Source organism: Pseudomonas sp. NMI542_15 (assembly GCF_021283425.1).
GTDB classification, from domain to species: domain Bacteria; phylum Pseudomonadota; class Gammaproteobacteria; order Pseudomonadales; family Pseudomonadaceae; genus Aquipseudomonas; species Aquipseudomonas fortuita.
Window position 1 is genome coordinate 104,796 of the sequence record NZ_JAJSRO010000006.1, and the last position, 26,071, is coordinate 130,866.

Below are 26,071 nucleotides of genomic sequence, written 5' to 3' on the forward strand. Positions count from 1 at the left end.
GTCCTATGTCGCTAAATTTCCCGCTGTTGCTAGTCATCGCCGTCTTCGTCTGCGGTCTGCTGGGCTTGATCGACCTGCTGTTCCTGGCCCCGCGCCGGCGTGCGGCAATCGCCAACTATCAGGGCAGCGTCAGCCAGCCCGAGATGGCCGTTGTCGAGCGCCTGAACAAGGAGCCGTTGCTGGTCGAGTACGGCAAATCGTTCTTTCCGGTGCTGTTCATCGTGCTGGTGCTGCGTTCATTCCTGGTCGAGCCGTTCCAGATTCCTTCGGGGTCGATGAAACCGACCCTGGAAGTGGGCGACTTCATCCTGGTGAACAAGTTCTCGTACGGTATTCGCCTGCCGGTGATCGACAAGAAGGTCATCGAGGTAGGTGACCCGCAACGCGGTGATGTAATGGTGTTCCGCTATCCGAGCGACCCGAACGTCAACTACATCAAGCGAGTGGTCGGCCTGCCGGGCGACCAGATCCGCTACACCAACGACAAGCGGTTGTTCGTCAACGGCCAGCCGATTGCCGAACAACTGGTGGGTACCGAACCGGGCACCTTGGGCAGCGCCGAGCTGTACAAGGAAAAACTCGGCGCGGCCGAACACCTGATCCGCAAGGAAATGAGCCGTTATCGCATGCCGCCGGACCAGCAGTGGACCGTGCCGGCAGGCCATTACTTCATGATGGGCGACAACCGCGACAACTCCAACGACAGCCGTTACTGGGATGACCCGAACATCCCCAAGGAACTGCACGGCATGGTTCCGGACCGGAACATCGTCGGCAAGGCCTTCGCGGTGTGGATGAGCTGGCCAGAGCCCAAGCTCAGCCACCTGCCCAACCTGTCGCGGGTCGGCCTGATCCATTGATACCCTTCGGCGCTGTCCAGCAGACAGCGCCGAATGCATTTCTGACATAGGCTGTGTTCTCAGGGATCGGGAGATTCGTCGCAAACGGCGGCGGGCCACAGCCAAACAGTCTTTCAGGATGTTGATTTGAACAACGCGTTGAACAACAAACGGGTGGTTGCATGAGTGCTTCCCTTGCCCATCTGGAGCGAAAGCTCGGTTATACCTTCAAGAATCAGGACCAGATGCTTCTGGCGCTGACCCATCGCAGCTATGCCGGGCGCAATAACGAGCGTCTGGAGTTTCTCGGTGACGCCATTCTCAACTTCGTCGCCGGCGAAGCGCTGTTCGAGCGCTTCCCTCAGGCACGCGAAGGCCAGCTGTCGCGGCTGCGCGCGCGCTTGGTCAAGGGCGAGACCCTGGCCCGCCTGGCCCGTGGTTTCGACCTGGGCGAATACCTGCGCCTGGGGTCGGGTGAGCTCAAGAGTGGCGGGTTCCGTCGCGAATCGATCCTGGCCGACGCCCTGGAGGCACTGATCGGTGCCATTTACCTGGACGCTGACATGGACACGGCCCGCGAACGTGTACTGGCCTGGCTGGCCGACGAGTTCGAAGGCCTGACCCTGGTCGACACCAACAAAGACCCGAAAACCCGGCTGCAAGAATTCCTGCAATCACGCAGCTGTGAGCTGCCGCGATACGAAGTCGTGGATATCCAGGGTGAACCGCACTGCCGTACCTTCTTCGTCGAATGCGAAGTCGTGCTGCTGAACAACAAGAGCCGTGGTCAGGGCGTTAGCCGGCGTATTGCCGAGCAAGTCGCTGCCGCGTCCGCACTGATCGCCCTGGGCGTGGAGAATGGCAATGACTGATAGCAACCCGACTCGCTGCGGCTACGTGGCCATTGTCGGCCGCCCCAACGTGGGCAAGTCGACCTTGCTCAACCACATCCTGGGGCAGAAGCTGGCGATCACTTCGCGCAAGCCGCAGACCACCCGCCACAACATGCTCGGTATCAAGACCGAAGGTGATGTGCAGGCGATCTACGTTGACACCCCCGGTATGCACAAGGCCAACGACAAAGCCTTGAACCGCTACATGAACCGCAACGCCTCGGCGGCCCTCAAGGACGTTGACGTGGTGATCTTCGTGGTCGACCGTACCAAGTGGACCGACGAAGACCAACTGGTGCTGGAGCGCGTGCAGTACGTGACCGGCCCGCTGATCATCGCAGTCAACAAGACTGACCGCATGGAAGAGAAGGCCGAGTTGATCCCGCACCTGCAGTGGCTGCAGGAGCAACTGCCAAACGCCGAAGTCATGCCGATTTCTGCGCAGCAGGGGCACAACCTCGAAGCGCTGGAAGCACAGATCGCCAAGCACCTGCCCGAGAACGATCACTTCTTCCCCGAAGACCAGATTACCGACCGTAGTAGCCGCTTCCTGGCCGCCGAACTGGTGCGCGAGAAGATCATGCGCCAGCTGGGTGCGGAGTTGCCGTACCAGATCACGGTGGAGATCGAGGAGTTCAAGCAGCAGGGCCATGTGCTGCACATTCACGCGTTGATTCTGGTTGAGCGCGACGGCCAGAAGAAAATCATCATTGGCGACAAGGGCGAGCGTATCAAGCGTATCGGTTCTGAGGCGCGCAAGGACATGGAAGTGCTGTTCGACTCCAAGGTCATGCTCAACCTGTGGGTCAAGGTGAAGGGCGGCTGGTCCGACGACGAGCGCGCCCTACGCTCGCTGGGCTACGGCGACCTCTAAGGCTCAAGGCGGCCCTTGTGGGAGCGGCCTTGCGTCGCGAAAGGGCTGCGAAGCAGCCCCAGCCATTTTGGCGGCAATGCTGAAATCCGGGGGGCCGCGTTGCGGCCCTTTCGCGACACAAGGCCGCTCCCACAATCACGGGCTGGGTGAACGCTAATGGAACAACCTGTCGGCCAGCCAGCCTACGTGCTGCACAGCCGTGCCTACAAGGAAACCAGCGCGCTGGTGGACTTGTTCACGCCGCAGGGCCGCGTGCGCGCCGTACTGCGGCGTGCGCGTGGCAAGGGCGGCAGCCTGGTGCGGCCATTCGTGCCACTTGAGGTGGAGCTGCGCGGGCGTGGCGAGCTGAAGAATGTGGGGCGGATGGACAGCGCCGGCATAGCGGCCTGGCTGCACGGGGATGCCCTGTTCAGCGGCTTGTACCTTAATGAGCTACTCATGCGCCTGCTGCCCGCCGAAGCGCCATTCCCGGCCCTGTTCGAGCACTACGCCCTGACCTTGCAGGCCTTGGCTGCCGGGCGCCCGCTGGAGCCGCTGCTGCGCTCGTTCGAATGGCGGCTGCTGGACGAACTGGGTTATGCGTTCTCCTTGAATCATGACGTCAACGATCAACCCATCGCGGCCGACGGGCTGTACCGCTTGCGTGTGGATGCCGGCCTGGAGCGGGTCGAATGGGTGCAACCCGGCCTGTTCCGCGGCATCGAGCTATTGGCCCTGGCCGACGCCGACTGGGACACCGCCGGCGCTTTGCTCGCGGCCAAGCGCCTGATGCGCCAGGCCCTGGCGGTTCATCTGGGCGCAAAACCGTTGGTCAGCCGGGAACTGTTTCGCAAGCGCTGATCACGACGTATGCTGTGGGGCTAAACCTTCAGGAGAGCCTTTCGTGACTCACAGCAACCGCATGCTTCTCGGCGTAAACATCGACCACGTGGCGACCCTGCGCCAGGCCCGGGGCACGCGTTACCCTGATCCGGTCAAGGCTGCCCTGGATGCCGAGGAAGCGGGCGCCGATGGCATCACCGTGCACCTGCGTGAAGACCGTCGGCATATCCAGGAGCGCGATGTGCTGCTGCTCAAGGATGTGCTGCAGACGCGCATGAACTTCGAAATGGGCGTCACCGAAGAAATGATGGCCTTTGCCGAAAAGATCCGCCCGGCGCACATCTGCCTGGTGCCTGAAACCCGTCAGGAACTGACCACCGAAGGTGGCCTGGACGTGGCGGGGCAGGAGGCACGGATCAAGGCGGCAGTGGAGCGTCTTGCCCGCACCGGTGCCGAAGTGTCGTTGTTCATCGATGCTGACGAGCGCCAGATCGAGGCCTCTCGCCGGGTGGGGGCGCCGGCCATCGAGCTGCATACTGGGCGTTATGCCGATGCCGAAACCCCCACCGAAGTGGCCGAGGAGCTCAAGCGTATCGTCGATGGCGTTGCGTTTGGCGTGGGGCAGGGGTTGATCGTCAATGCTGGCCACGGGCTGCATTACCACAACGTCGAGGCGGTGGCGGCGATCAAGGGCATCAATGAACTGAACATCGGCCATGCGCTGGTGGCGCATGCCTTGTTTGTAGGCTTCAAAGCCGCAGTGGCCGAGATGAAGGCACTGATCGTGGCGGCTTCGCGCTGAGAGTTTGGTTGCCTGTTCTGGCCCTTTCGCGGGTCTACCCGCGAAAAGGCCGGTACAGGCAATCGATTATTCGGCAGGAAACACCAGAGTGAAGCGGGTAGGCCCAAGGGGGCTGCTGTTCACTTCGACCCGCCCGCCATGCAGCTGCATGATCGACTTCACGATTGCCAACCCCAACCCGGTTCCGCCCTCCAGCCGCGAACGCCCCGGGCCCACCCGGTAAAACCGCTCGAACAAGCGCGACTGGTGTTCTGTAGCAATGCCAGGCCCCTGGTTCTCTACCGAAAGCCATACTTCGCTGCCTGAACGTTCAATCCGCAACTCGACTCGCTCACCCTCAGGGCTGTGCCGGATGGCATTGCTCAACAGGTTCGACAATGCCCGCTGAAACATCAGCCGGTCCCCCAGCGCCGTCCCCCAGCCCTGCACACGCAGCTCAATCGCTTTCACCTCGGCACTGAAGGCAAACAGCTCGACCACTCGCGCTGCCTCGTCAGCCAAGGCCAAGGGTTTCAATGCAACCTGCGTTTGCGGCTGGCTGACCTGGGCGAGAAACAGCATGTCATTGATGATGCGGTTGAGCCGGGTCAGCTCCTCGATACTGTCTTCCAGCACTTCCCGGTAGTTGGCGTTGTCCCGCTCACGGGCCAGGGTCACTTGCGCCTTGCCCATCAGGTTGCTCAACGGGGTACGCAACTCATGAGCCAGATCGTCGGAGAACTGCGACAACTGGCTCACGCCCTGATCGAGGCGGTCGAGCATCACGTTGATGCTACTGGCCAGTTGCGCCAGTTCTTGCGGCAGGCCGGTAGCCGGCAGGCGGTGTTGCAGGTCTTGGGCCGACACTTGCCCGGCAATACGCCGGAAGCGCCGCAGCGGTTTCAGGCCGCGCTGCATCAGCCACCAGGCACCCGCGCCGATCAACACCAGAAGCAGTGGCAAGGCGAGCAAGGTCGAGTGCAGGTAGGCTTGCAGCAGGGCGTTGTCGTCGGCGCGGTTCAGCGACATCATCACCTTCACCGGCGTGTTGTCGCGCAGGCGCATCTGCCGGGTCACGGTGAGGAACTGGTTGCCGCTGCTGTCGCGCCATGCGTGAAAGGCCAGGCGGGCATCGGTGTGCAACTCGCTCACCCGCGACTCCAGGGCCGGGCCCAGGCTGAGCAGGTGCGGGTGGCGGCCTTCCAGGGCCAGTACGCTGAGGCTGAGGTTGTCATGCCCCATGACCAGGTCGAGCAGTGGATGGGCGCGACTGCCCAGGTCCTCGCTGCGCAGATCGACGCGCAGGTTGTGCTCGACCTGCAGCATCTTGCGCGCCAGATCCTTGCGTGCGCGGCTGTCCAGTTCGTGATCCAGGGCGAACACGGCCAGGCAGGCCAGCAGCAGCACCAGCGCGGCGCCCATCAGTGTCACGCTCAGGCCCAGGCGCAACGACAGGCTCGCGTTTTTCAAACGCGGGCCTCAAGGACATAGCCTACGCCGCGCAGGGTATGGATGAGCTTGTTGTCGAACGGGTCGTCGATCTTCGCCCGCAGGCGGCGGATCGAAACCTCGACCACGTTGGTGTCGCAGTCGAAATTCATGTCCCATACCAAGGAGATGATCTGAGTGCGCGAAAGCACTTCGCCAGTCTGGCGCATCAGCAGGTGCAGCAGGGCGAACTCCTTGGCGGTCAGGTCGATGCGTTGCCCGGCGCGGTAGGCGCGGTGCCGGCCAGGGTCCAGTTCCAGGTCGGCGACGCGCAGGGTGCTGGGCTGCAGTTGCTGGTCGTTACGCCGCAGCAGGCTGCGGATGCGCGCCAGAAGTTCAGGGAATTCGAACGGCTTGAGCAGGTAGTCGTCAGCGCCCAGGTCCAGGCCTTTGACCCGGTCGGCCAGGCGACCGTGGGCGGTAAGCATCATGATGCGCGTGGCCGATTCGGCTCGCAGCCGCTGCAGCACGGTCCAGCCATCGATTTCAGGCAGGTTGACATCGAGGATGACCAGGTCATAGGGCTGTTGGCGGGCCAGGTGCAGGCCGTCGGTGCCGGTGTGGGCGCAGTCGACCACGTAGCCGTTTTCACGCAGGCCTTGTTGCAGGTAATCGGCGGTACGCAGCTCGTCCTCGATGATCAGTAGGCGCATGGGGTGCTCGGTGTGATGAAAGGGGGCAATTCTCGACCCTGTAGTGACATCAGGGTCAAGAACCAGGATGTTACGGCATGAGAAAAGGCCTGCGGTGCAGATAACGGATTTGTCATTCTGCTGTTATCTGGCTGTAGGCCAGGGCCCTGGTAGGCAACACAAGGCCAGATTGCAGGACTGTAATCCCCGCCTCACCTTGCTGTTAGCTGCCCCTCGCTAGGATGGCCGTGTCTGATCGGTTACCACGAGGCAAACACGATGAACCTGACCAAATACCTGCTGTTGGCCGCCCTTGCCCTGGGCAGTGCCAGTGTCTATGCCGAGGGCGGTGCGGAGCGCTCGAAGCAGTTCTGGCAAGCCTTCCGCGAAGACCAGCAGCGCTTGCACGGCGACAAACAACAGGCCGTCGCCGAACGCGAACGAAAGGCGCAAGAGAAGGCCCGCGAGGTGGCCAAGGATTGAGGTCACAACACCTGCGCCGCGACAGCTCCTCGCCGCAGGTGGATTCAGGCGCCCGACCGGGCGCCTTTTTTATTTGCGCGCCAGCAGGGTGGCGCGGCGGGGGGCAGGCAGGCCTTCGATGGTCTTGCTGTGGTCGTTCGGGTCGAGGAAGTCGCCCAGCGACTGGTAGCGCATCCACTCGGTGCTGCGCTGCTCCTCGACGCTGGTAACGCTCACATCGACGCAACGCACATCGCTGAAGCCGGCACGGCGCAACCAGCGCGCCAGGGCGGGTACCGACGGCAGATACCAGACGTTGCGCATCTGTGCATAGCGGTCCTCCGGTACCAGCACCTGGTTTTCGTCACCTTCGATTACCAATGTTTCCAAAACCAGCTCGCCTCCTTTGACCAGGCAGTCCTTGAGCGCCAGCAAGTGCTCGATGGGTGAGCGCCGGTGATAGAACACGCCCATGGAAAACACGGTATCGAAGCCTTCCAGGTTTGCAGGCAGTTCTTCAAGGGCGAAGGGCAGGTGCCAGGCTGGCAGCTCCGGCAGGTACTGCTGCACGGCCTGGAACTGGCAGAAGAACAACCAGTTGGGGTCGACACCAATTACCATGTCGGCGCCGGCACCGAGCATGCGCCACTGGTAATAGCCGTTGCCGCAGCCGACGTCGAGCACGCGTTTGCCCTTGAGGTCCAGGTGCGGGCTTACCCGCGACCATTTCCAGTCCGAATGCCATTCGGTGTCTACATGCACGCCAAACAGATCGAACGGCCCTTTTCGCCAGGGCGACAGGCCCATGAGTGCCTGGCGCATCTGCGCGCGGGTAGCGTCGTCGCAATCGCAGTCCAGGCGCAGCCCGTTGACCAGGTCGATTTCGCTGGGTTGCAGGGCAGGCAGGGCATCGAGCGCACCGCGCCAGCGGTCGAGGTCGCCGTGGCCTTTCTCCAGCTTGGCTTCCAGTTGTGCTTGCAGGCCTTGCGACCAGGAAGCCAGTGGCGTGCCCGCCAGGCGGCGGACGAGGGGGGACAGATCGATCATGGCAGGGCTATCAACGAGGCGAAGTTAAGGCATTGGAACCACGGCACCACTTTGGAGAAACCGGCGGCGCGCAGGCGCTCCTGGTGTGCTTGGAGCGTATCGGGGCGCATCACGTTTTCGATGGCGCTGCGCTTCTGGGCGATTTCCAGTTCGCTGTAACCGTTGGCGCGCTTGAAGTCCAGGTGCAGTTCATTGAGCAGGTCCTGCTCTTGCTCATCGGCGAAACGCAGCTTCTCCGAAAGGATCAGCGCACCCCCCGGCAGCAGCGCCTGGCGAATACGCCCGAGCAATTCCAGGCGTTGGTCGGGGGCGATGAATTGCAGGGTGAAGTTCATCGCCACTACCGAGGCAGGCTCGAAGGGCAGGGCAAGGATATCGGCTTCCAGCACTTGCACCGGCAATAGCTCCTGGAACATCGAGTCCTGAGCGGTGAGGTACTGGCGGCAGCGTTCGGCCATGGCGGCGGAATTGTCCACCGCGATCACCCGGCAGCCGTCGCTGCGAACATGGCGACGCAGCGACTGGGTGACGGCGCCCAGCGATGCGCCCAGGTCGTACAGAGCGGTGCCTGGCTGGGCGAAACGCGCAGCCAGTACGCCGAGGTTTTCGACGATGGTCGGGTAACCGGGCACCGAACGCTTGATCATGTCCGGGAACACGCGCACCACGTCTTCGTTGAAGACGAAATCGGGCACCTGCTCCAGGGGCTGCGAGAAAAGGCGGTCGGGTTGTTTGCTCACGGTGGGCTCGATACAGGGTGAAACGGGTGCGCATTTTATCCAATGGCCACGCATCTTGCCATGGCAATGCTTCAGGGTCGGAGCGTTCATGCCTGCAGCAGTGAACTTTCCCACAGCGTTAAGTTATCCGGGTGAATGTATTCAGGGGGGTTCGGGTGGACACTCCAACTGCCTTTACTTCATTGGTTTCATGGGTTGAGAAATGAATATAGCAACTGTGCAGGAAGAGCTACCCGTCGATGATCTGGACCTGGTTTCCAGAGTGAAAATATTGCCAGAACGCTATTTTTCATTCATTGAAAGCCGGCTCGATGGTGGTCAGCAAGTTGGTGGTTTGCTGACGGCAGATAATTTGAAATGCATTAAGCGGTACGTCAATACCGTTAACCATTTACCGCGGACGCAGGTGGAAATCGAGAGGGAGGTCGATTACGCCGCCCTCGGTATTAAAGCGTCGATGGTCAATGAGCTTTACGTGGCGCTGCACCGGCATGCCGCTGAATGGGACATACTGGAACGCAGTATAAAACAGCTGGGGCCTGAAATTGAGATGTTTGCCGAAAGCCTGGTGCAGCGTGGCAGTAGCCTTTTGGAAAACCTTGAAAGCAGCGACGTGTTCATGGCGATCAAGAAACGCAAGGCCGAGGAGGGCGACGATGTTTACACCTCGGCGCTCAGCGAACATGAACAAGCACAGATCGCCAGTGTGCTGACGCTCGGCATTTCCGAACTGGTGAAGGAAATTGAATGCACTCGCCGGCGTATCGTTGACGTCGACAGCCGTGCCAACTGGTTCAACAATGAAATCAAGCGTGAACTCAAGCCGCGTATGGGACGCTTGTTGAAGCACTTCGATGAGAAGGTTTCCCATCAGGAAATCCTGGAAAAACGCAAGCAACTCGATCAGTGGGACGAGCAGGTCGACCAGTTGAAGGCTGAGTACGATGCCCATGTTGGCTATGCATTCACCGGTATCTTGTTGGGGCCGATCGGTCTGGTGATAACCGGTGGCGTATTCGGAAACAAGGCAGAAGCTATCAGGGCTACAAAGAATGCGCTGATTGAAAGACGCGATGAGTTGGCCAATGCACTGGGCAAGCTGGCGCCGGCCTTGAAGGACTTCGAGCGTGTTTCGACGCTGGTCAGAGATTTGCAATTCAGGTGCAAGGATCTGTCGGCGGCGACCAAGCGGTTGGCCGATGTTTGGTTGTTCCTCGCTTCGTATGCCGACAACTCTGTCAATGAAGCCAAAGAACTGAGTACCGTCGTCCAGCTTGAATCCTTTGTTCTTGATTTTTCGGAGGTTATCAAACCGTGGACCAAAATAGGCAGTGTGTGCCATACGCTGTCAGAGCTGTTCAATGAACTGATTGACGAGTATGAGGAAGCCTGACATGGAAATTGCCAATACTCAAACCGTCACGCCAGATGTTGTAGAGATGCAAAATCTGCAGGATCAGATATTCCAGCTCATTGGAAGTTGGGAAATGAACGTGCTGCCTGCCGCACGCGAGCAACTGGATGAACTGTGTACACTGTTGCTGGCTGTCGAGCGCGCATTCAAGGAGAGCTTGATAGGCGGTATCGTATTGCTGGAGGATCGGCGATTTATTCCGGGTGTGGACAGCGGCGCTTCGCAGCGCAGGCTCGCCAGTGTACTGGAGCGTTTGAATCAGCATCACGCGCACTTGGCCAGGAAAAACTTGCGGTTGGAGCTGTTTTCGCTATCGGCGCTTGTCGACGCCTTGCCAGAGTTGGCAGCGCGAACGGCCGGCCTTCAAGTACAGGCAGTCGCATTCGATGAACGATTGATGCAACTGCAACAGCAGCGTGCAGATATTGTCCAGGCTATCGAGCTGTTCGAGAAACCTTCGGTTGCAAGCGCACTGAAAGGCCTCATCCCGAGCGATGATGAGGTCGATCAGATAATGGGATTGATCACCGATCCGAAATTCGACGCCGGCCTGTTCAAGGCTGTGACGCAAAAGCTTGCACGGCATGCTGATGCGCTTGACGGGGCCAAGACATTCGTCGACCTGGGCAAAGCCCGTGGCCGGCTGGATAGCAAGATCGAGGCTGCAGTGGACGACCAGCGGCAGGTGCAGCGAACCCTGCAAGCGGCGCGGGAAGAACTGGAAGCGGTCACGGCGCTGTCGGGCTTGGTGCCGCTGAAGAACGGGTGGCTACATGAGCTTCGCAAGGTAGAGTCTGAGTGGCAGGCGCAGGCCGCCAGACTCAGCGCAACCATGGATCTGGAAGCTGCCACAGTCGCGCTGGACGGTTTGTGTGAGTACCTGAAGGTGGTGCAACTGCTGTATGACCGCAGTTGATTGCCCTCAGCGGACGACAATCTTGCAGTCGAAGGTTTGTACCGGGGCGACTTCTGCAGCCCATGGCTGTTGGTAGACCAGTAGCAACTGGGCATCTCCGGTGCTGGTAGCCTGGAAGCGCCAGGTGGAGACACCGGCGCTTCCGACCACGTCTTGATCATCGGGGGCGTTGTAGACCTCCGGGCCGAGGCTGCGCAGCACAGCTGATGCGGCATTCTTGACGAGCCAGCGATAGCCGGTGGATGGATTGCCGGGCAAGCTCAACGTCAGTGTCTGGCCTACCTGCAGTCGCGTTGGGCATTCACTTTCGGCATCCAGCTCGACAGGCTGTGTGGGGTATTGGGCACAGGCAGAAAGCAGGGTAAAGCTCAGGGGAACGAGCAGACGAGGGGCGGTCATGTTGGCTCCGTAGGCTGACGATGCCTGAGGATAACCGATGCTGGTGGGGTTTTGTGTGCCCAGTGCCGTCCTCTTCGCGGCTTAAGCCGCGAGGAGGACGGCACAGGTCAGAACAGGACTTTGGCCACGTCGGCAAAGCGCTTGGCGAAATGCACTGTCAGGCCTTCTCGCAGGTAGTCCGGCAGCTCCTCGAAGTCGCCGCGGTTAGGCTCGGGCAGGATCAGTTCGAAGATCTTCTGCCGCCGCGCCGCAATCACCTTTTCGCGTACCCCGCCAATCGGCAGCACCTGGCCGGTGAGGGTGAGCTCGCCCGTCATGGCTACGCCTTTTTTCGGTGCCTGATCGCGGGCGAGGGACAACAGGGCACTTGCCATGGTGACGCCGGCACTCGGGCCGTCCTTGGGCGTGGCGCCTTCAGGAACGTGCAGGTGGATGAACGCTTCGTTGAAGAAGCCAGGATCGCCGCCAAACTGCTTGAGGTTGGAGCTGACGTAGCTGTAGGCAATTTCGGCCGATTCCTTCATCACGTCCCCCAGCTTGCCGGTCAGCTTGAAGCCGCGGTTGAGCGTGTGGATGCGGGTCGCCTCGATCGGCAGCGTGGCACCGCCCATGCTGGTCCAGGCCAGGCCGGTGATTACCCCTTTGCCAGCCAGTACCTGCTCACTGCGGAATACGGGAATGCCCAGTGCGGCCTCCAGGTCCTTGGTGCCGATCTTCAGCTTGGCTTCGGGGTCTTCCATCAGCTTGACCACCGCTTTGCGCACCAGTTTGCCCAATTGCTTCTCCAGCTGGCGCACGCCGGCCTCGCGGGCATAGCCCTCGATAACCAGGCGCAGGGCGCTGTCGCTGATGCTCAGGCTGGTCTTGGAAACGCCAGCTTTTTGCAGTTGCTTGGGCCACAGGTGGCGCTTGGCGATGGCCAGTTTTTCCTCAGTGATGTAGCCGGACAGGCGGATCACTTCCATGCGGTCGAGCAACGGCCCGGGGATCGAGTCGAGGGTGTTGGCGGTGCACACGAACAGCACCTTGGACAGGTCCAGGCGCAGGTCGAGGTAGTGGTCGAGGAAGTCGACGTTCTGCTCCGGATCGAGGGTTTCCAGCAATGCCGAAGCCGGGTCGCCCTGATAGCTTTGGCCCATCTTGTCGATCTCGTCGAGCATGATGACCGGGTTCATCACTTCGACCTCTTTCAGGGCCTGTACCAGCTTGCCGGGTTGTGCGCCGATGTAGGTGCGGCGGTGGCCCTTGATTTCGGCCTCGTCGCGCATGCCGCCAACGCTGAAACGATAGAACGGCCGGCCAAGCGATTCTGCAATGGATTTGCCGATGCTGGTCTTGCCCACCCCGGGCGGGCCCACCAACAGCACGATGGAGCCGCTGATTTCGCCTTTCCAGGCGCCCACGGCGAGGAATTCGATGATGCGTTCCTTGATGTCGTCGAGGCCGGCATGGTGCTGATCAAGGACTTTGCGTGCATGCTTGAGGTCGAGCTTGTCTTTGCCGTACACGCCCCACGGCAGGGCGGTGGCCCATTCGAGGTAGTTGCGGGTGACGGCGTACTCGGGCGAACCGGTTTCGAGAATGGCCAGTTTGCCCATCTCTTCATCAAGGCGCTTGCGCGCCTGGGGCGGCAGGGTCTTGCCTTCCAGGCGCTGTTCGAACTGTTCCAGGTCGGCGCTGCGGTCGTCCTTGGTCAGCCCCAGCTCCTGCTGGATGACCTTGAGTTGCTCCTTGAGGAAAAACTCCCGCTGGTGTTCGCCGATCTGCCGGTTTACCTCGGCCGAGATCTCGTTCTGCAGGCGCGCGACTTCCACCTCTTTGCGCAGCATCGGCAGGACCTTTTCCATGCGCTTTAGCATGGGCACGCAGTCGAGTACTTCCTGCAACTGGTTGCCGGTGGCCGAGGTCAGCGCGGCGGCGAAGTCGGTGAGCGGTGACGGGTCGTTGGGGCTGAAGCGGTTGAGGTAGTTCTTCAGCTCTTCGCTGTACAGCGGGTTGAGCGGCAGCAGCTCCTTGATCGCGTTGATCAGGGCCATGCCGTAAGCCTTGACCTCGTCGGTCGGCTCGGCGGACTGGCGCGGGTATTCGACTTCGACCAGGTAGGGTGGGCGGTGATGCTTGAGCCAGTTGCGGATGCGTACCCGGGTCAGGCCCTGGGCGACGAACTGCAGTTTGCCGTTTTCACGGCTGGCATGGTGCACCTTGACCAGCGTGCCGTATTGCGGCAAGGCCGAGGTGTCGAAATGGCGATGGTCTTCCGGCGGGGTGTCCATGAAGAACAGCGCCAGGCAGTGGTCCGGTGACTTGGCCACCAGGTCGAGGGTTTCGGCCCAAGGTTCTTCATTGACGATGACCGGCAGTACCTGGGCCGGGAAGAACGGGCGGTTGTGGATCGGGATCACGTAGACTTTGTCCGGCAGTTGCTGGCCGGGCAGGGCGAGGGCGTGGCCGGGTTCGGCCGGGGAGGTGTGCTCGACTTCGCTGTGTTCGTCAGGGTGTTCCGGGAAATCCTGCTGGTCGCTCATGGGGCACCTGCGTGAATGGCTATGGTGCTTAGATGGGGCGCAGGGGAATCGGTTTCAATGGTAGACGAAGGGACCAGGGGAGGGTTTCATCTGTGATGGCCTGCACCGGCCTCATCGCCGGCAAGCCAGCGCCCACAGGTAACCCACCATTTTCAAGGTCGGTGGAATACCTGTGGAAGCTGGCTTGCCGGCGATGAGGCCGGTACAGGGGAATGAGCCCTGCAAGCAGGGCTCGGTAACTTAGTCAGCCAATTTGTAAGCGATGATGTAATCGCCCATTTTGGTGCCCAGCGAGCCATGGCCGCCGGCGGTTACCAGCACATACTGCTTACCATCCTTGCCGGTGTAGGTCATCGGCGTGGCCTGGCCACCCGCTGGCAGGCGGGCACTCCACAGTTCCTTGCCGTTGTTTACATCATAAGCGCGCAGGTATTGGTCCAGGGTGCCGCTGAGGAAGCCGACGCCACCGGCGGTGACGATCGAACCGCCCATGCTCGGCACGCCAACCGGCAGGCCGATCGGTACCGGGGTGCTGTCACGAGTGGTGCCGTTCTTGTGTTTCCACACCACCTTGTTGGTGAACAGGTCGATGGCGGCGACATAGCCCCAGGCCGGTGCCTGGCACGGTACGCCTAGCGGCGACATGAATGGGTGCATGGTGACCGCGTACGGCGCGCCGGTATTCGGCTGCACGCCGCTGGTCTCGCTTTCGCGCTTGCTGCCTTCGGCCACCTGCTCGCGCGGGACCATCTTCGACACGAAGGCCATGTAGTTGGGCGAGGTGAACAGCAGTTGGCGGACCGGGTCGACGGACACGCTGCCCCAGTTGAATACACCCACGTTGCCCGGGTAGATCAGCGAACCCTGCTCGGAAGGCGGGGTGTACTGGCCTTCGTAGCGCAGTTCGCGGAACTGGATGCGGCACAGCATCTGGTCGAATGGCGTAGCGCCCCACATGGCCTGTTCGGTCAGCTCAGGGCCCAGCAGGTTGAGGTCGGAGCGGGCCTGGGTCGGCGAGGTGTGGTCGCCCTTCACTGCGCCTTGCGGGGTGGGGATTTCGCGAATCGGCACGATCGGCGTACCGTCGCGGCGGTCGAGCACGTACAGGCTGCCTTGCTTGGTCGGCACGATGATCGCGGGTTTCACCCCATCGTCAGTCTTCAGGTGGACCAAGGTCGGCTGGCTGCCCACGTCCATGTCCCACAAGTCGTGGTGGGTAAACTGGTAGTTCCAGCGGGCCTTGCCGGTGGCCAGGTCAAGGGCGACCACGCCGGCGCTGTACTTCTCGGCGCCCGGGGTGCGGTCGGCGCCCCACTGGTCCGGGGTCTGGTTGCCCAACGGCAGGTAGATCATGCCCAGGTCTTCGTCGACGCTGGCGATCGACCACATATTGGCCGAGTTGCGGCTGTACATCTTGCCGGCGGCCAACGGCTTGGTGTCATCCGGGTTGTTGCTGTCCCAGTTCCACACCAGGTGGCCGTCGTGCACGTCGTAGGCGCGGATCACGCCCGACGGCTCGTTGGTCGACTCGTTGTCGGTGACATGGCCACCAATGATCACCAGGTCACGGGTGATAGCGGCAGGCGAGGTGGAGTAGTAGCCGCCGGCAGTGAAGGGACCGATGCCGGTGGTGAGGTCGATCACGCCCTGGTTGGCGAAGCCTTCGCAGACTTTGCCGTTGTCGGCGTTGATGGCAATCAGGCGGGCATCTGCGGTAGGCAGGTACAGGCGGCGTGGGCAGGCCTGGGCTACGGCCTGGCCGGCGTCGGTAATTTTCGGCGCCGGGCTGCCGTCGCGGCTGACATAGCGGTTTTCGTCATAGTACGAAACGCCGCGGCAGGTCATGTGGGCAAAGCCTTTGAAGGTGCCGGTCGGGCTCTTGACCTGCGGGTCGTAACGCCAGATTTCCGCGCCGGTGTCCGGGTCCAGGGCCAGCAAGCGGCTGTGTGCGGTGCAGGCGTAGAGCATGCCGTTGACCTTCAGCGGGGTGTTCTGGTTGGTCAGCTCCACAGGGTCGTTGTCGGTCGGCAGGTCACCGGTGCGAATGCGCCAGGCTTCTTCCAGGCGGTAGGCATTCTGCGGGGTGATCTGGCGCAGCGGTGAATAACGGTCGCCATGCTCGGTGCGGCCGTAAGCCTGCCATTCGCCATCAGGCATGGATGGGGCGGCGCTGGCCATTTCGCTGCTTTCGCGGCCCAGTTCGCCGAACACTTCGCCGGGGTGGGTGAACTGGCTGCCCAGCGCACATGCGCCCGAAGCAACCACCGCAACGCCGAGCAGTGCAGTGTTGGCTTTGCTGGCCGGGCCGATCAACGGACGACGTGCCCACGGCAGCAGCAGCACCACGCCGATGGCAAACCAGATGGCCAGGCGTGGCACCAGTTGCCACCAGTCCAGGCCCACTTCAAGCAGCGCCCATACAGTGCTGCCCAGCAGCACCAGGCCGTACAGGCCCAAGGCAATGCGGCGTTGGGCCAGCAGCAGGATGCCCGAGAGGGCAAAGCCGATACCGGCAATCAGGTAGTACAGCGATCCGCCCAGCTGGCTTAGCTTGATACCACCGGCCAGCAGGGCCAGGCCCATCAGCAACAGCAGCGCGCCGATCAGGCGAGGGAGCCAGCGGCTTCCTTGGTTGGCACCTTCAGTGCTCATCGTAGGTTCTCCGTCAGGTCAAAAAAGGGTGGTTAGAAACTGCTCTGGATCTTCAGGCCACCGATCAGGGCGCCATCGACCTGCGACACCCCGCCCGGGTGGCGGATGTACTGCAGGTTGGGGCGTACGGTGAGCCAGTCGGCCAAGTGGATGCCGTAGTACAGCTCGGCGCTGTACTCGGTGTCCTGCACCGGCAGGAAACCTGGATTGTCATAGTCGTAGAGCCCTGCGGCCTGGTTGGCCAGGCGGGCGTTCTTGCGGTAGGCGGGGTTGACGTGCACTCGGGCCAGGGCGAAACCGATGTCGTCCTTGGCGCGGGCGTCGAAAGGCCCTTTGTATACCAGTCCTGCCTGCACATAGTTGTCGATGGCATTGGTCTTCTTGTCGTGCACCGTGGCGTTGGCGAACAGGCTCAGGCCTCGCGACTGGTCGGATGCCAGCGAGGTTACTTGCTGCTGGGCGCCGAGCCACATGCCGTGCTTGCTCGAACTGCTGCGGTAGGCGGCGCCGCTGAGGGCGGCCGGCTGGCCGTTGCTGTCCTTGAGAACATCCTGTGCCTTGGCATTACTGTAGTAGTAGCCAGCGCGATATTCCCCTTTCAAACCTTGGATACGTGGGGTCCATACCAGTTCGACTGGCATTACCGCGCCTTGGGTGCCGCTGCCGCTGAGCTTGAAGCCGTTGCCAGATTCGAGGTTGGAGGGGTTCTGCTCGAACACGCCCACCTGGGTGTAAAGCGTGTCGCTGAGGTTGTAACGCACGCGCAGGGCCCATTGGCTGACCGGCCAGTTGTACCAGATGCCACCCACCCAGTTGCCTACCTGCGAGCCGCAAAAGGCCAGGTTCTGGAAGTCGCAAGGGAAGCTGTTGAAATCTTCGCCTTCGCCGAAGCGACCGAATTTCACATCCAGCGCACCCTCGAAGTACTTCTGCTTGATCCACATCTGCGTCAGCCGCCAGGTTTCGCCACGGCCCCAGACTTCCTGGGCCGAGGTGAAGCCGCCGACGCGAGGATCGTTGATGCGGTCGTTGCTGATGTTGTCGCCGTGGCGCTCGGTAAGGGTCAGCTGGAACTCGGTGTCATGCCAGCCGAAAATCTTGTCCAGGTCCAGGTGGCTGCCAAAGGTGAACTGGTCGCTGTAGCGAGCGGTACGGTCGTGGTCGAAGCCACCGTGCAGGTTGCTGCCCATCTCGCCGGTGTAGCCGAGGGTGAAGTCGTAGCCTTTTTCCAGCAATTCGCTGCGAGTGCCGCCCCAGTCACCGAGCATCCATGGGGAGTCGCTGGCGAACATTTCGCTGGCGGCGGCGGGTGTCGCCAAGGCGCTGAGGGCAAGGCCGATGTAACAGGTTTTGGGCAGTTGGAGCATGAGATAGCGCTATCTTTTTGATTATTGAAAAAACGGCAAGCGCATCGAAGGGCGTGCCCTTCAATGGATATGGCGACAGGATGGTTTCAGTGAAGCGATTCAGCTTCAGGCGGGCAGGATATAGCGGAAGTTGTAAGAAAAAAAGACAAATTGTCGCAGGGGATTGTTGTTCAGCGGGTAACAATAGCCTGAAGAGGGGCGCAAAGCGCCCCCGCGATTTCAGAAGGTGGTACGCAACCCCACTTCGACACTACGCCCCGGCGCCGGCGCGATATCGCGCAGGATCGAGCTGGCATAACGCACGGTCTGGTCGGTCAGGTTTTCGCCGCGCACAAACGCCAACCACTGGCTCTGGCCAACTTCGAAGCGGTAGCCAATGCTTGCACCCAGTGTGGTGTAGCCATCGGTGCTGGTTTCGTTGGCCGGTTTGCGGTGCTGCGACGCGGCATGCTGGACATCGACCCGCGCCTGCCAGCGGTCCAGTTCCCACACCAGGCCGCTGTTCAGGCGCAGCGGGGCGATGCGTGGCAGCGGTTCGCCGCTGTCGAGGTTCTTGGCCCGGGTGTAGTCACCAGACAACTCCAGCGCGAAGCTGCCGTAACGGTTCTCGACCAGTTGCCAGCGGTCCTGGGCCTCGATGCCGTAAAAGCGCGCCCGCACGCCCTGGTACTGGTATTCCGGGAAACCGTCGTGGTCATGGTCATGGTCGTGATCGTGGTCGTCCTCGCCATGGTCGTGATCATGCCCGCCCTCGCGCAGGTTGCCGGTGCCGATCAGCCCGATGTAGTTGCGAAAGTGGCTGTAGAACACCCCGACACTGCCTTTGTGGGTGCCATTGTCGAAGCGCAGCGCCAGGTCGGCAGAGATGGCCTTTTCCTTGTTCAGGCTGGCGTCGCCAACTTCAAAAGCGCCGGTGGCCACGTGCGCGCCATTGGCGTACAGCTCGTAGAACGTCGGGGCGCGCTCGGTGTAGCCGAGGTTGGCGGCCAGCGACCAGATCGGGTCGAGCTGGTACACCGCACCTGATGACAGGCTGAAGGCGTTGAAGCTGCTGGCGCTGTCGGCATCGACGAAGTTTTCGTTGCCTTTGGCGTCAGGGTCTACCCGAGTGTGCTCCACGCGTGCGCCCAGGCTCAGGTTCAGCCGCTGTGTGGCCTGCCATTGCTCCAGCATGAACAGCGCGAGGCTGTTGGTATGGGTGTGTGGGACAAAAGCCTCTTCGCCCAGGGCGGAAAATTCGTTGCGGCTGACCTGAGCACCGATCACCCCCTCCACCGGCCCGAGCGGTTGGTGGCGGGCTTCGATACGGGCTTCGTAGCCCTTGTTCTTGAAGGTGGTGTGCACCTCGCCTTCTTCGATCTCGCTGTGTTCGTAGTCGGTATAGCCAGCATCGATCTTGACGGAGCTGAACGGGCCATCCAGGTCACGCAGTTCGGAGGCGAAGGCGTAGTGGTCCTGTTTCATGTCCAGGCGCACACCGGATTCGGCCACCGAGCCGTAATTGCTGTCGTAGCGGCTATAAGACAGGCCGGCGTAACCGTGATCCCAGTGATAGGCGCCACCGACGGCACCGCCATCTTGGCGGCCGTCGCTGTTTTCCAGGCGGTGTTTGCTGCCGGGCTCATCGGCGTCACGTACCTTGGCGCTGCGGGCGTAGCCGGGGATGCGCAGGTCGTTGAATTGGCGGCTGTTGGCATCGAGATGCAGGGCGAAGGCACCGTTGCCCGCCTCCAATTTGCCGGCGCTGCTGCGGGTGGTGTCGGCGCCACCGTAGCGCAGCTCGCCGGCACCGTGGATGCCTTCGATCGGTGCGTCCGGGATGCGGTTGTCGAAGGTATTGACCACGCCACCGATGGCGTTGCCGCCGTAGAGCAGGGCGGCCGGGCCACGGACGATCTCGACGCGCTCGACGGTAACCGGGTCCAGCGGCACGGCGTGGTCATAGGACAGCGATGAGGCATCCAGGGCGCCGACGCCATTGCGCAGGATGCGGATGCGGTCGCCGTCCAGGCCGCGGATCACCGGGCGGCTGGCGCCAGGGCCGAACCAGGTAGAGGCGACCCCGGGCTGCTTGTTCAGGGTTTCACCGAGGCTGCCGTGCTGTTGTTGCAGCAGGTTGTCGCCTTCGAGCACGGTGCTGGGGGCGGTCAGCTGGCGGTTGCCCAGCGGATTGGCGGTAATTACCTGTGGTTCGAGTTCCACGGCCTGGCTGGGCGATGCAGCCAGCCAGAGCGCGACGGCAAGGGGGGAGAGACGAAGCGTTGGGTACAACATGGCGATGGGGCGTTCCTTGGCAGATGCTTTTTTAGTGTTACAACATAACATAACTATTTCAGCACAGAGGTTTTACGCCTGGCCAGCAGTTTTTCTGTCGACTTGACGGATCCCGTCCGCCACTACACTCGTGTAAGGTGCGCATCTTTCCAACGGAGCACAGCATGAGCACGGCCCAACACAACGCGCTGCACGGCAAGACCCTTGAACAGATCCTCACCGAGCTGGTGGCGCACTACCAATGGCAGGGCCTGGCCGAACGCATCGATGTGCGTTGCTTCAAGAGCAACCCCAGCATCAAGTCGAGCCTGGCCTTTTTGCGCAAGACACCGTGGGCGCGGGAAAAGGTCGAGCAGTTGTACGTGAAGCTGCAGCGCCAGGCCTGATATGCCGCGTCGCCCCTGGCTGACCAGCATCGCCGTGCTCGGCTGGTTCGGCCTGACCGTGCAGGTATACCTGGTGCTGCTGGCGCGCTGGCAGGAACAGGCCAGCCTGATTGGCGGCCTGATCAACGTGTTCGGCTATTTCACCGTGCTGACCAATACCTTGGTGGCGGCGGTGGTCAGTTATGCGGCGTTCGGTCGTGAAGGCCGAGTCAGGCGTTTTTTCCTGTCGCCGTCGGTGAGTACTGCGGTGGCTGCCAGCATCGTGCTGGTGGCGCTGGCCTACAGCCTGTTGCTGCGTCACTTGTGGCAACCGCAGGGCTGGCAATGGCTGGCGGACGAGTTGCTGCACGACGTGATGCCGGTGCTTTATGCCGTGTACTGGTGGTGGGAGGTGCCCAAGGGCAGCCTGAGGCTTTGGCACTTGGCGGTGTGGGCGATTTACCCGGCGGTGTACTTCGCCTACGCGCTGTGGCGGGGGAGCGAGATTGGCGTGTATGCCTATCCGTTCATCGATGTGGCGAGCCTGGGGTATGGGCAGGTGATGCTCAATGCCCTGGGGGTGCTGGCGGGGTTCTGGGGGATAGGGCTGGTGTTGCTGGGGCTGGATAAGTGGCGCGGGTCGAACAGATTCGCTTAGCGTGCACTGGCCCTATCGCCGGCAAGCCAGCTCCTACAGGTACCCCATAGCCTTCATGGGCTGTGCAATAACGGTGGGAGCCGGCTTGCCGGCGATAGGGCCAGTGCAGGCAACCAAGATCACTCGTCGTCCGCAGTCCCGTCGGCACGCCAGTAGGCCGCTGCCTTCAGCGCATCCTCCGGCACCCCTTTTTCCAGCAATAGCGCCTTGGCCTGGCGGGTCAGGGCTTTTTCCAGCGCCACCCAGCCGTACAACCGACCTTGCGGCAAGGTCAGGTTCTTCAACAGTTCCAGCAAATCTTCTTGCTGGCGACGCACCCAGATGACTTCGACTTGTGACTTGCTCGGCAGCGGCTGGCGCTCCTGCTCGTCTTCGATCTGGATCACCGCCAGCACCTGGCGGCCAGCCGGCAGTTCGTCCAACCGCCGACCAATCGCCGGAATGGCGGTTTCGTCACCGATCAGCAGGTAGCTGTCGAAAATATCCGGCACCACCATTGATGCTCGTGGCCCAGCGATGTCCAGGGTTTGCCCAGGCGCGGCCTGGGCGGCCCAGGTGGAGGCGGGGCCATCACCGTGCAGTACGAAGTCGATGTCCAGTTCATTGGCCACCAGGTCGATGCGCCGTGGCGTGTACTCGCGCATGGTCGGCCGTGCGCCACCGTCCCGGCCCATATTACGGGCCTCGATGGCCTGCTGTTGCTCCGGCGTTTCGGCGAACAGCAGCTTGATATGGTCATCACTGCCCACGCTGGTGAAACCCTGCAGTTCGGCACCGCCGAGGGTGATGCGGCGCATGCGTGGGGTCAGTTCGGTGACCCGCAGTACCTGCAAACGGCGTTGGCGGATCTGGTGGTTGACGCGGTGGATGGTGTCACTCATGGGAAGCCTCCTCCCTGACAGGTTCGGCCGGCCCGGAGGCGATGGCCTTGGCGGTATGGTTGAGCAAGTCGCGGACCCGTTGGGTCTCTTCCGGTGTCCAGCGGCCGCTGTGCATGTGCAGTGCGTGGCGCAGGTTGCCGACTGCTTCATGGATTTCTGGCGGGCGGTCGTGGCCGCGCAGGGCGCGTTTGCTGACCTCGATGCGCATGCGCACGCCGTCCAGGGCGACAGCCTGCTCGGCCAGGGCGCTGCGCCCGGCGTCGGTGATGGCATAGAGGCGTTTGCTGCCTTGCACCTGGCCACTGATCAACTCGGCCTCTTCAAGAAAATTCAGCGTGGGGTAGATCACCCCGGGGCTAGGGCTGTAGCTGCCGTAGAACAGGTTTTCGATCTGGCGGATAAGGTCGTAACCGTGGCCGGGCTGGTCTGCGAGCAGGTCCAGCATCAGCAGCTTGAGGTCACCGGGGGCGAAGACGCGTGGGCCGCGCTCGCCGCGGCCGGGGCGCCGCTCGAAGGGATCATGGGGGGTGTGTTCGCGCATGGGGACAGGGCTCCGTCGTTTGCGATATATCGTAAGATATTACTCAAGATATATCTAAAGACAAGCCTCTGGATGCTGATGATTATCATCTAGTCATTCGATACGTTCCCTGCAGCAGTCGGTGTGTTCACGGCCACCTGCGGCGGTTTGCACTCATTCGGATTGCCGGGCTGCAGGTACGGCATGAGAATCGGGGCCATGCCTTTGAGAACCTGCACCGGCAGCGCCGAGGTGAATTTGAATGCCTCTGCCGAGCGCCCCGGCACGAAGGCGGTGAGGGTGCCGAAGTGGTTGTCGCCAAGGAAGAACACAAAGGTGGCTGTTCGGTTCAGCGAGCGCGAGCCAATCAGCCGGCCACCGGCGCCGAAGCTTTCAATGCGGTTGTCACCGGTACCGGTCTTGCCCCCCATCACCAGTGGTGTACCGTCCTGCAGCTTGAAACTGCCGGAAATACGCCGCGCCGTGCCTGCATCCACCACCTGCGACATGGCGCCTTTCAGTGCGCGCGCCACTTCCACGGGCAGAATCCGCACGCCCCGGTCCGGGTCGGTGATCAACTTGGTCTCATAAGGTGTATTGGCTGCAAAGTGCAGGGTGTCGATGCGCAGGGTAGGCAGGCGTATGCCGTCGTTCTGGATGATGCCGACCAGTTCGGACAGGGCGGCAGGACGGTCGCCCGAACTGCCGATCGCGGTGGCCAGCGAGGGCACGAGGTGGTCGAATGGATAGCCAACGCGCTTCCAGCGCTGGTGGATGTCGAGGAAGGCTTCGATCTCCACCATGGTGCGGATGCGGCTATCGCGGGCCCCTTGGTAGCGGCTCTTGAACAGCCAGCTGTACACTTCTTGGCGCTCGAAACGGCTGGCGTTGACCATTTCGGTCAAGGTCGAGCTCGGGTTCTTCAGCAGGTAGCCGAGCAGCCAAAGGTCCAGCGGGTGGACCTTGGCAATGTAGCCCTGGTCGGGCAGGTCATATTTACCGGGGCCATAGGCATCGTACATCTCTGACAGGCGGCCGTCGGTCAGCTTGCCCAAGGCAGCCTTGTCGCCCTTGAGGTGGGCACGTACGAAGGCATTGAAGGTTTCCTGCCCTGCTTCAGGGAACAGGTAGCGGTGCACCGCTGCCAGCCGCTGTGGGGTCACGCGCATGCTGTCCAGGAAGGTGTCCAGGCGCTGCTGCGAGGTTTTGCGCTGGTATTTCTTCCAGAAGCGCATCAGGTAGTTGGTGCCTTCCTTGTCGGCGAAGCGGGCCAGGTATTCCTGGCGGCGAGGGTCGGCGTCGTCCTTGAGCAGCGGCACGCGGTTGTACGGCTGCTGGTAGGTCACGTAGCGCACCAGGTCGCGCATCAGGCGGATGAACGGCAGGTTGATCGATTCGCGTAGGGCATCCTTGAGTGTCGGGTTGCGGCTGTTGTCTTCCTTGCGGAAGTTGTTGAACACGTGCATGCCGCCGCCTGTGAAAAAGGCTTCACCGGTATTGGCGGAGTATTTGCGCTCCAGCGCGGCGTCGAGCATGGCGTCCAGGCTCTGGTTCTTGCTGTTCTGCGCCAGCCATTCCAGCGACCACTGGGTAATGCGGTCGAGTTCGGCGACTTCGACCTTCTTCAACTCGGCAGCGGGCTTGCCGGCGTACTTGTCGTGCAGTTCGGCGATGATCTCCAGGTATGTGGTCAGCACCCGCAACTTGGCGGTGGAGCCCAGCTCCAGCTTGCTGCCTTCGTTGATGTCGAAGGGCTGGTTGGTGCTGTCGGTCTGCACCCGTACTCGCGAGCCGTCGGCCGTGCGCTCAAACAAGGTGAAGCTGTAGCTCACTTGGTCGGTGGTCTTGGTGGTGAGCAGGCGCTCGCCGATCAGCCCCATCTGCGCGGCAAACTCGGGGTCGGCAAGGTTTTTCAGGTACTGGCTGACCTGCAGTTGCAGGTCGGCCTGCAGGGTACTGGTGGCCGACACATCGAGGCGGTCGAGATCATACAGCGGGCGGTTGAGCATGGCTGCCAGCCGGTTACGCGCCAGGCTGATGCCCTTGTTGGTGACGATCGGCACGATGGTTGGCTGCGCTACCCAGTCGCGATAGACCGCTTTGCTGGCCAGTGCGGCTTCGGCCAGTGGCTGCTCTATCACATTGTTTGCGGCGAGCACGCGGATGTGCGAATCGGTGAGTTCGGCCAGCTCGACCCGGCCCTTGGACAGGTAGTGGGACGGGCGGCGCTGGGCAATCATCAGCGACAGCACCTGGCGCAGGGCAAGGCCGCGTGTGGCCATGCTTTCGGCGTCAGTGGCGGTGGAATTCAGCGCCAGGTTGACTTGGTCGAAGTCGGCGCCGTACCACACCCGCAAGCCTTCGGCCATGCCGTGTACTTCGCCGTGCCCGGGCACGGCCGACAGCGGCACACTGTTGAGGTAGTCGCGCACGATGCGCTGGCGTGCTTCGGTGGTATCCGGGCCGCCCCGGTAGGCGCGCACGCTGGCAGAAATCATCTGTCGGATTTTCTCGGCACCCGACACGGTCAGGCCGTCCGGTGAGTGGCGGTACTTTTCCAGTTGCGTGGCCAACGTGCTGCCGCCCGCAGACTGACCAGGCAAAGCCAGGTACTTGGCCACCTGGCTGTAGGCGGCTTTAGCAAAGCGTGGCCAGTCCACGGCGGGGTTGTTGCGCGGGTCCTGGGTATCGAGCAGGTCGCGGTTCTCGATGAACAACAGGCTGTTGACCATCACCGGCGGGATCGCGGCAAAGTTCGGGTACAGGTGCTGTGGATAGTTGTACTGGTACAGCGTGTCGCCGCGGCAGTCAGTGATCGACAGGCCGGCCTGAATTTTCTCGATATAGGGCGCGAACAGCCCATGATCGACGTAGTTCATCAGCGCAGGGGAGAACCTCACCTGTTCAGTGATCAGGTAATCGCGCTTGAGCAGGCGTGGCAGGAATTCGCCCAGAGCGCTGTAGCCCAGTCGTTTGTCGAACGGCCCTTCACCGGGGTAGATAATGGCGTCACTAGGGCCAGGCTCCAGCGAGTAGGTCAGCGTAGCGGCCAGTTTGCTGAACTCGCGCGATTGCAGTTCGGAGGTGCGGAATTCGTCATACGCAGCGAAGCCGATGGCTACCAGCGCCACCAGCAGGATGAGGATGATCAGCCGCCACCAAAGCCGACGCTGACGGGGGGGCTTCGGTTGGGGCGTCTCGGCCGGAGGTATCTCGGGTGCTTCCGTTCTGCTTGGTTCCGATTGCCACAGTGCGCCCATAGTCTTCAATCCGGCCAGGTGTTTTCGTCTTGCTTGTCTGAAGCTTAGACGTTGAGCGGGTGAGGTGAAAAATTTGTAGGAGGTGGAGAAAAGCGGGTAGGGCTATGCGGCTTTGGTGTGGGTTTTTTGACCCCGAGATGTTGCTATGGTGCCGGGGCAGTTTTCCGGGCCGCTGCACGGGCGAGAAAACTTGCTGATTATTCCTGTATATACAGCGAAAAACCCTGCAACGGTCTTCCTATACTGCTCGGCCCCTTCGCCC

Annotated in this window: 22 protein-coding genes; 10 read left to right on the forward strand and 12 right to left on the reverse strand. The window is 61.8% G+C overall.

Translation table 11 applies throughout. The annotated features are described in order from the left end of the window. The first annotated feature begins 5 nt into the window (after nucleotides 1–5). The 5 genes from lepB to pdxJ all read left to right on the forward strand — a co-directional run bounded on the left by lepB (nucleotide 6) and on the right by pdxJ (nucleotide 4,230). A complete protein-coding gene (gene lepB, locus LU684_RS11840; RefSeq protein ID WP_016488826.1) occupies nucleotides 6–860 on the forward strand; it encodes a signal peptidase I in 855 nt (284 codons plus the stop codon). A 161-nt stretch (nucleotides 861–1,021) separates the two neighbouring features. Continuing rightward, nucleotides 1,022–1,711, forward strand: coding sequence for a ribonuclease III (gene rnc / locus LU684_RS11845; RefSeq protein WP_016488825.1), 690 nt, complete (start codon nucleotides 1,022–1,024; stop codon nucleotides 1,709–1,711). Then, nucleotides 1,704–2,606: a GTPase Era gene (gene era, locus LU684_RS11850; RefSeq protein WP_003252061.1), complete on the forward strand. Its 903-nt coding sequence runs from the start codon at nucleotides 1,704–1,706 to the stop codon at nucleotides 2,604–2,606. The genes rnc and era overlap by 8 nt, the downstream gene beginning before the upstream one ends. Nucleotides 2,607–2,762: 156 nt before the next feature. Continuing rightward, entirely contained in the window at nucleotides 2,763–3,446 is a 684-nt protein-coding gene (gene recO / locus LU684_RS11855; protein ID WP_016488824.1) for a DNA repair protein RecO, read from the forward strand. A 61-nt stretch (nucleotides 3,447–3,507) separates the two neighbouring features. Next, the gene (gene pdxJ, locus LU684_RS11860; RefSeq protein ID WP_218115272.1) at nucleotides 3,508–4,230 is read left to right on the forward strand and encodes a pyridoxine 5'-phosphate synthase; all 723 of its coding nucleotides are present in this window, start codon (nucleotides 3,508–3,510) and stop codon (nucleotides 4,228–4,230) included. A gap of 66 nt (nucleotides 4,231–4,296) precedes the next feature. On the opposite strand, the gene LU684_RS11865 is transcribed toward pdxJ, so the two are convergent. Both LU684_RS11865 and LU684_RS11870 read right to left on the reverse strand, forming a co-directional pair. Next, nucleotides 4,297–5,679: a heavy metal sensor histidine kinase gene (locus tag LU684_RS11865; RefSeq protein ID WP_060519996.1), complete on the reverse strand. Its 1,383-nt coding sequence runs from the start codon at nucleotides 5,677–5,679 to the stop codon at nucleotides 4,297–4,299. Continuing rightward, nucleotides 5,676–6,350, reverse strand: coding sequence for a heavy metal response regulator transcription factor (locus tag LU684_RS11870; RefSeq protein WP_016488821.1), 675 nt, complete (start codon nucleotides 6,348–6,350; stop codon nucleotides 5,676–5,678). The genes LU684_RS11865 and LU684_RS11870 overlap by 4 nt, the downstream gene beginning before the upstream one ends. A 258-nt stretch (nucleotides 6,351–6,608) precedes the next feature. Between LU684_RS11870 and LU684_RS11875 the strand changes: the two genes are divergently transcribed. After that, nucleotides 6,609–6,812 carry a hypothetical protein gene (locus LU684_RS11875; RefSeq protein ID WP_016488820.1) on the forward strand — a complete coding sequence of 68 codons (204 nt, stop codon included), beginning with the start codon at nucleotides 6,609–6,611 and terminating at the stop codon, nucleotides 6,810–6,812. A 69-nt stretch (nucleotides 6,813–6,881) separates the two neighbouring features. On the opposite strand, the gene cmoB is transcribed toward LU684_RS11875, so the two are convergent. Then, complete coding sequence (cmoB, locus tag LU684_RS11880) at nucleotides 6,882–7,838, reverse strand: tRNA 5-methoxyuridine(34)/uridine 5-oxyacetic acid(34) synthase CmoB (RefSeq protein ID WP_023047123.1); 957 nt, start codon at nucleotides 7,836–7,838, stop codon at nucleotides 6,882–6,884. Then, nucleotides 7,835–8,578: a carboxy-S-adenosyl-L-methionine synthase CmoA gene (gene cmoA, locus LU684_RS11885; RefSeq protein WP_016488818.1), complete on the reverse strand. Its 744-nt coding sequence runs from the start codon at nucleotides 8,576–8,578 to the stop codon at nucleotides 7,835–7,837. Before cmoA ends, cmoB begins: the two co-directional genes overlap by 4 nt. Before the next feature lie 202 nt (nucleotides 8,579–8,780). Here cmoA and LU684_RS11890 point away from each other — a divergent pair, with 202 nt between their 5' ends. Both LU684_RS11890 and LU684_RS11895 read left to right on the forward strand, forming a co-directional pair. Further along, complete coding sequence (locus LU684_RS11890) at nucleotides 8,781–9,971, forward strand: alpha-xenorhabdolysin family binary toxin subunit A (protein ID WP_145913744.1); 1,191 nt, start codon at nucleotides 8,781–8,783, stop codon at nucleotides 9,969–9,971. A gap of 1 nt (nucleotide 9,972) precedes the next feature. After that, nucleotides 9,973–10,908: an alpha-xenorhabdolysin family binary toxin subunit B gene (locus tag LU684_RS11895; RefSeq protein WP_060519999.1), complete on the forward strand. Its 936-nt coding sequence runs from the start codon at nucleotides 9,973–9,975 to the stop codon at nucleotides 10,906–10,908. Between the two features lie 6 nt (nucleotides 10,909–10,914). Here LU684_RS11895 and LU684_RS11900 read toward each other — a convergent pair whose 3' ends face one another. From LU684_RS11900 to LU684_RS11920, 5 genes are all read right to left on the reverse strand, one after another. Then, entirely contained in the window at nucleotides 10,915–11,307 is a 393-nt protein-coding gene (locus LU684_RS11900) for a protease inhibitor I42 family protein (RefSeq protein ID WP_016488815.1), read from the reverse strand. Between the two features lie 107 nt (nucleotides 11,308–11,414). Next, nucleotides 11,415–13,832 carry an endopeptidase La gene (gene lon, locus LU684_RS11905; protein ID WP_016488814.1) on the reverse strand — a complete coding sequence of 806 codons (2,418 nt, stop codon included), beginning with the start codon at nucleotides 13,830–13,832 and terminating at the stop codon, nucleotides 11,415–11,417. Between the two features lie 240 nt (nucleotides 13,833–14,072). After that, on the reverse strand, nucleotides 14,073–16,484 hold the full coding sequence (locus LU684_RS11910; protein ID WP_023047124.1) for a glucose/quinate/shikimate family membrane-bound PQQ-dependent dehydrogenase: 2,412 nt from the start codon (nucleotides 16,482–16,484) through the stop codon (nucleotides 14,073–14,075). A gap of 32 nt (nucleotides 16,485–16,516) precedes the next feature. Next, nucleotides 16,517–17,851 (reverse strand): carbohydrate porin, encoded by a 1,335-nt coding sequence (locus LU684_RS11915; RefSeq protein WP_023047125.1) that lies wholly within the window; start codon nucleotides 17,849–17,851, stop codon nucleotides 16,517–16,519. A 219-nt stretch (nucleotides 17,852–18,070) separates the two neighbouring features. Next, nucleotides 18,071–20,125, reverse strand: a complete 2,055-nt coding sequence (locus LU684_RS11920) for a TonB-dependent receptor (RefSeq protein WP_016488811.1) — start codon at nucleotides 20,123–20,125, stop codon at nucleotides 18,071–18,073. A gap of 164 nt (nucleotides 20,126–20,289) precedes the next feature. On the opposite strand from LU684_RS11920, the gene LU684_RS11925 reads away from it, so the two are divergent. Together LU684_RS11925 and LU684_RS11930 are read left to right on the forward strand one after the other, a co-directional pair. Further along, nucleotides 20,290–20,511, forward strand: coding sequence for a VF530 family DNA-binding protein (locus LU684_RS11925; RefSeq protein WP_016488810.1), 222 nt, complete (start codon nucleotides 20,290–20,292; stop codon nucleotides 20,509–20,511). Nucleotide 20,512: 1 nt separating this feature from the next. Continuing rightward, on the forward strand, nucleotides 20,513–21,148 hold the full coding sequence (locus LU684_RS11930) for a Pr6Pr family membrane protein (RefSeq protein WP_016488809.1): 636 nt from the start codon (nucleotides 20,513–20,515) through the stop codon (nucleotides 21,146–21,148). A gap of 119 nt (nucleotides 21,149–21,267) precedes the next feature. Here LU684_RS11930 and LU684_RS11935 read toward each other — a convergent pair whose 3' ends face one another. The 3 genes from LU684_RS11935 to LU684_RS11945 form a co-directional block, all read right to left on the reverse strand. Next, a complete protein-coding gene (locus tag LU684_RS11935; protein WP_016488808.1) occupies nucleotides 21,268–22,029 on the reverse strand; it encodes a siderophore-interacting protein in 762 nt (253 codons plus the stop codon). Continuing rightward, nucleotides 22,022–22,570, reverse strand: coding sequence for a PadR family transcriptional regulator (locus LU684_RS11940; RefSeq protein WP_232894670.1), 549 nt, complete (start codon nucleotides 22,568–22,570; stop codon nucleotides 22,022–22,024). The genes LU684_RS11935 and LU684_RS11940 overlap by 8 nt, the downstream gene beginning before the upstream one ends. Before the next feature lie 89 nt (nucleotides 22,571–22,659). Next, complete coding sequence (locus LU684_RS11945) at nucleotides 22,660–25,809, reverse strand: transglycosylase domain-containing protein (protein WP_095115978.1); 3,150 nt, start codon at nucleotides 25,807–25,809, stop codon at nucleotides 22,660–22,662. Nucleotides 25,810–26,071 lie beyond the last annotated feature (262 nt).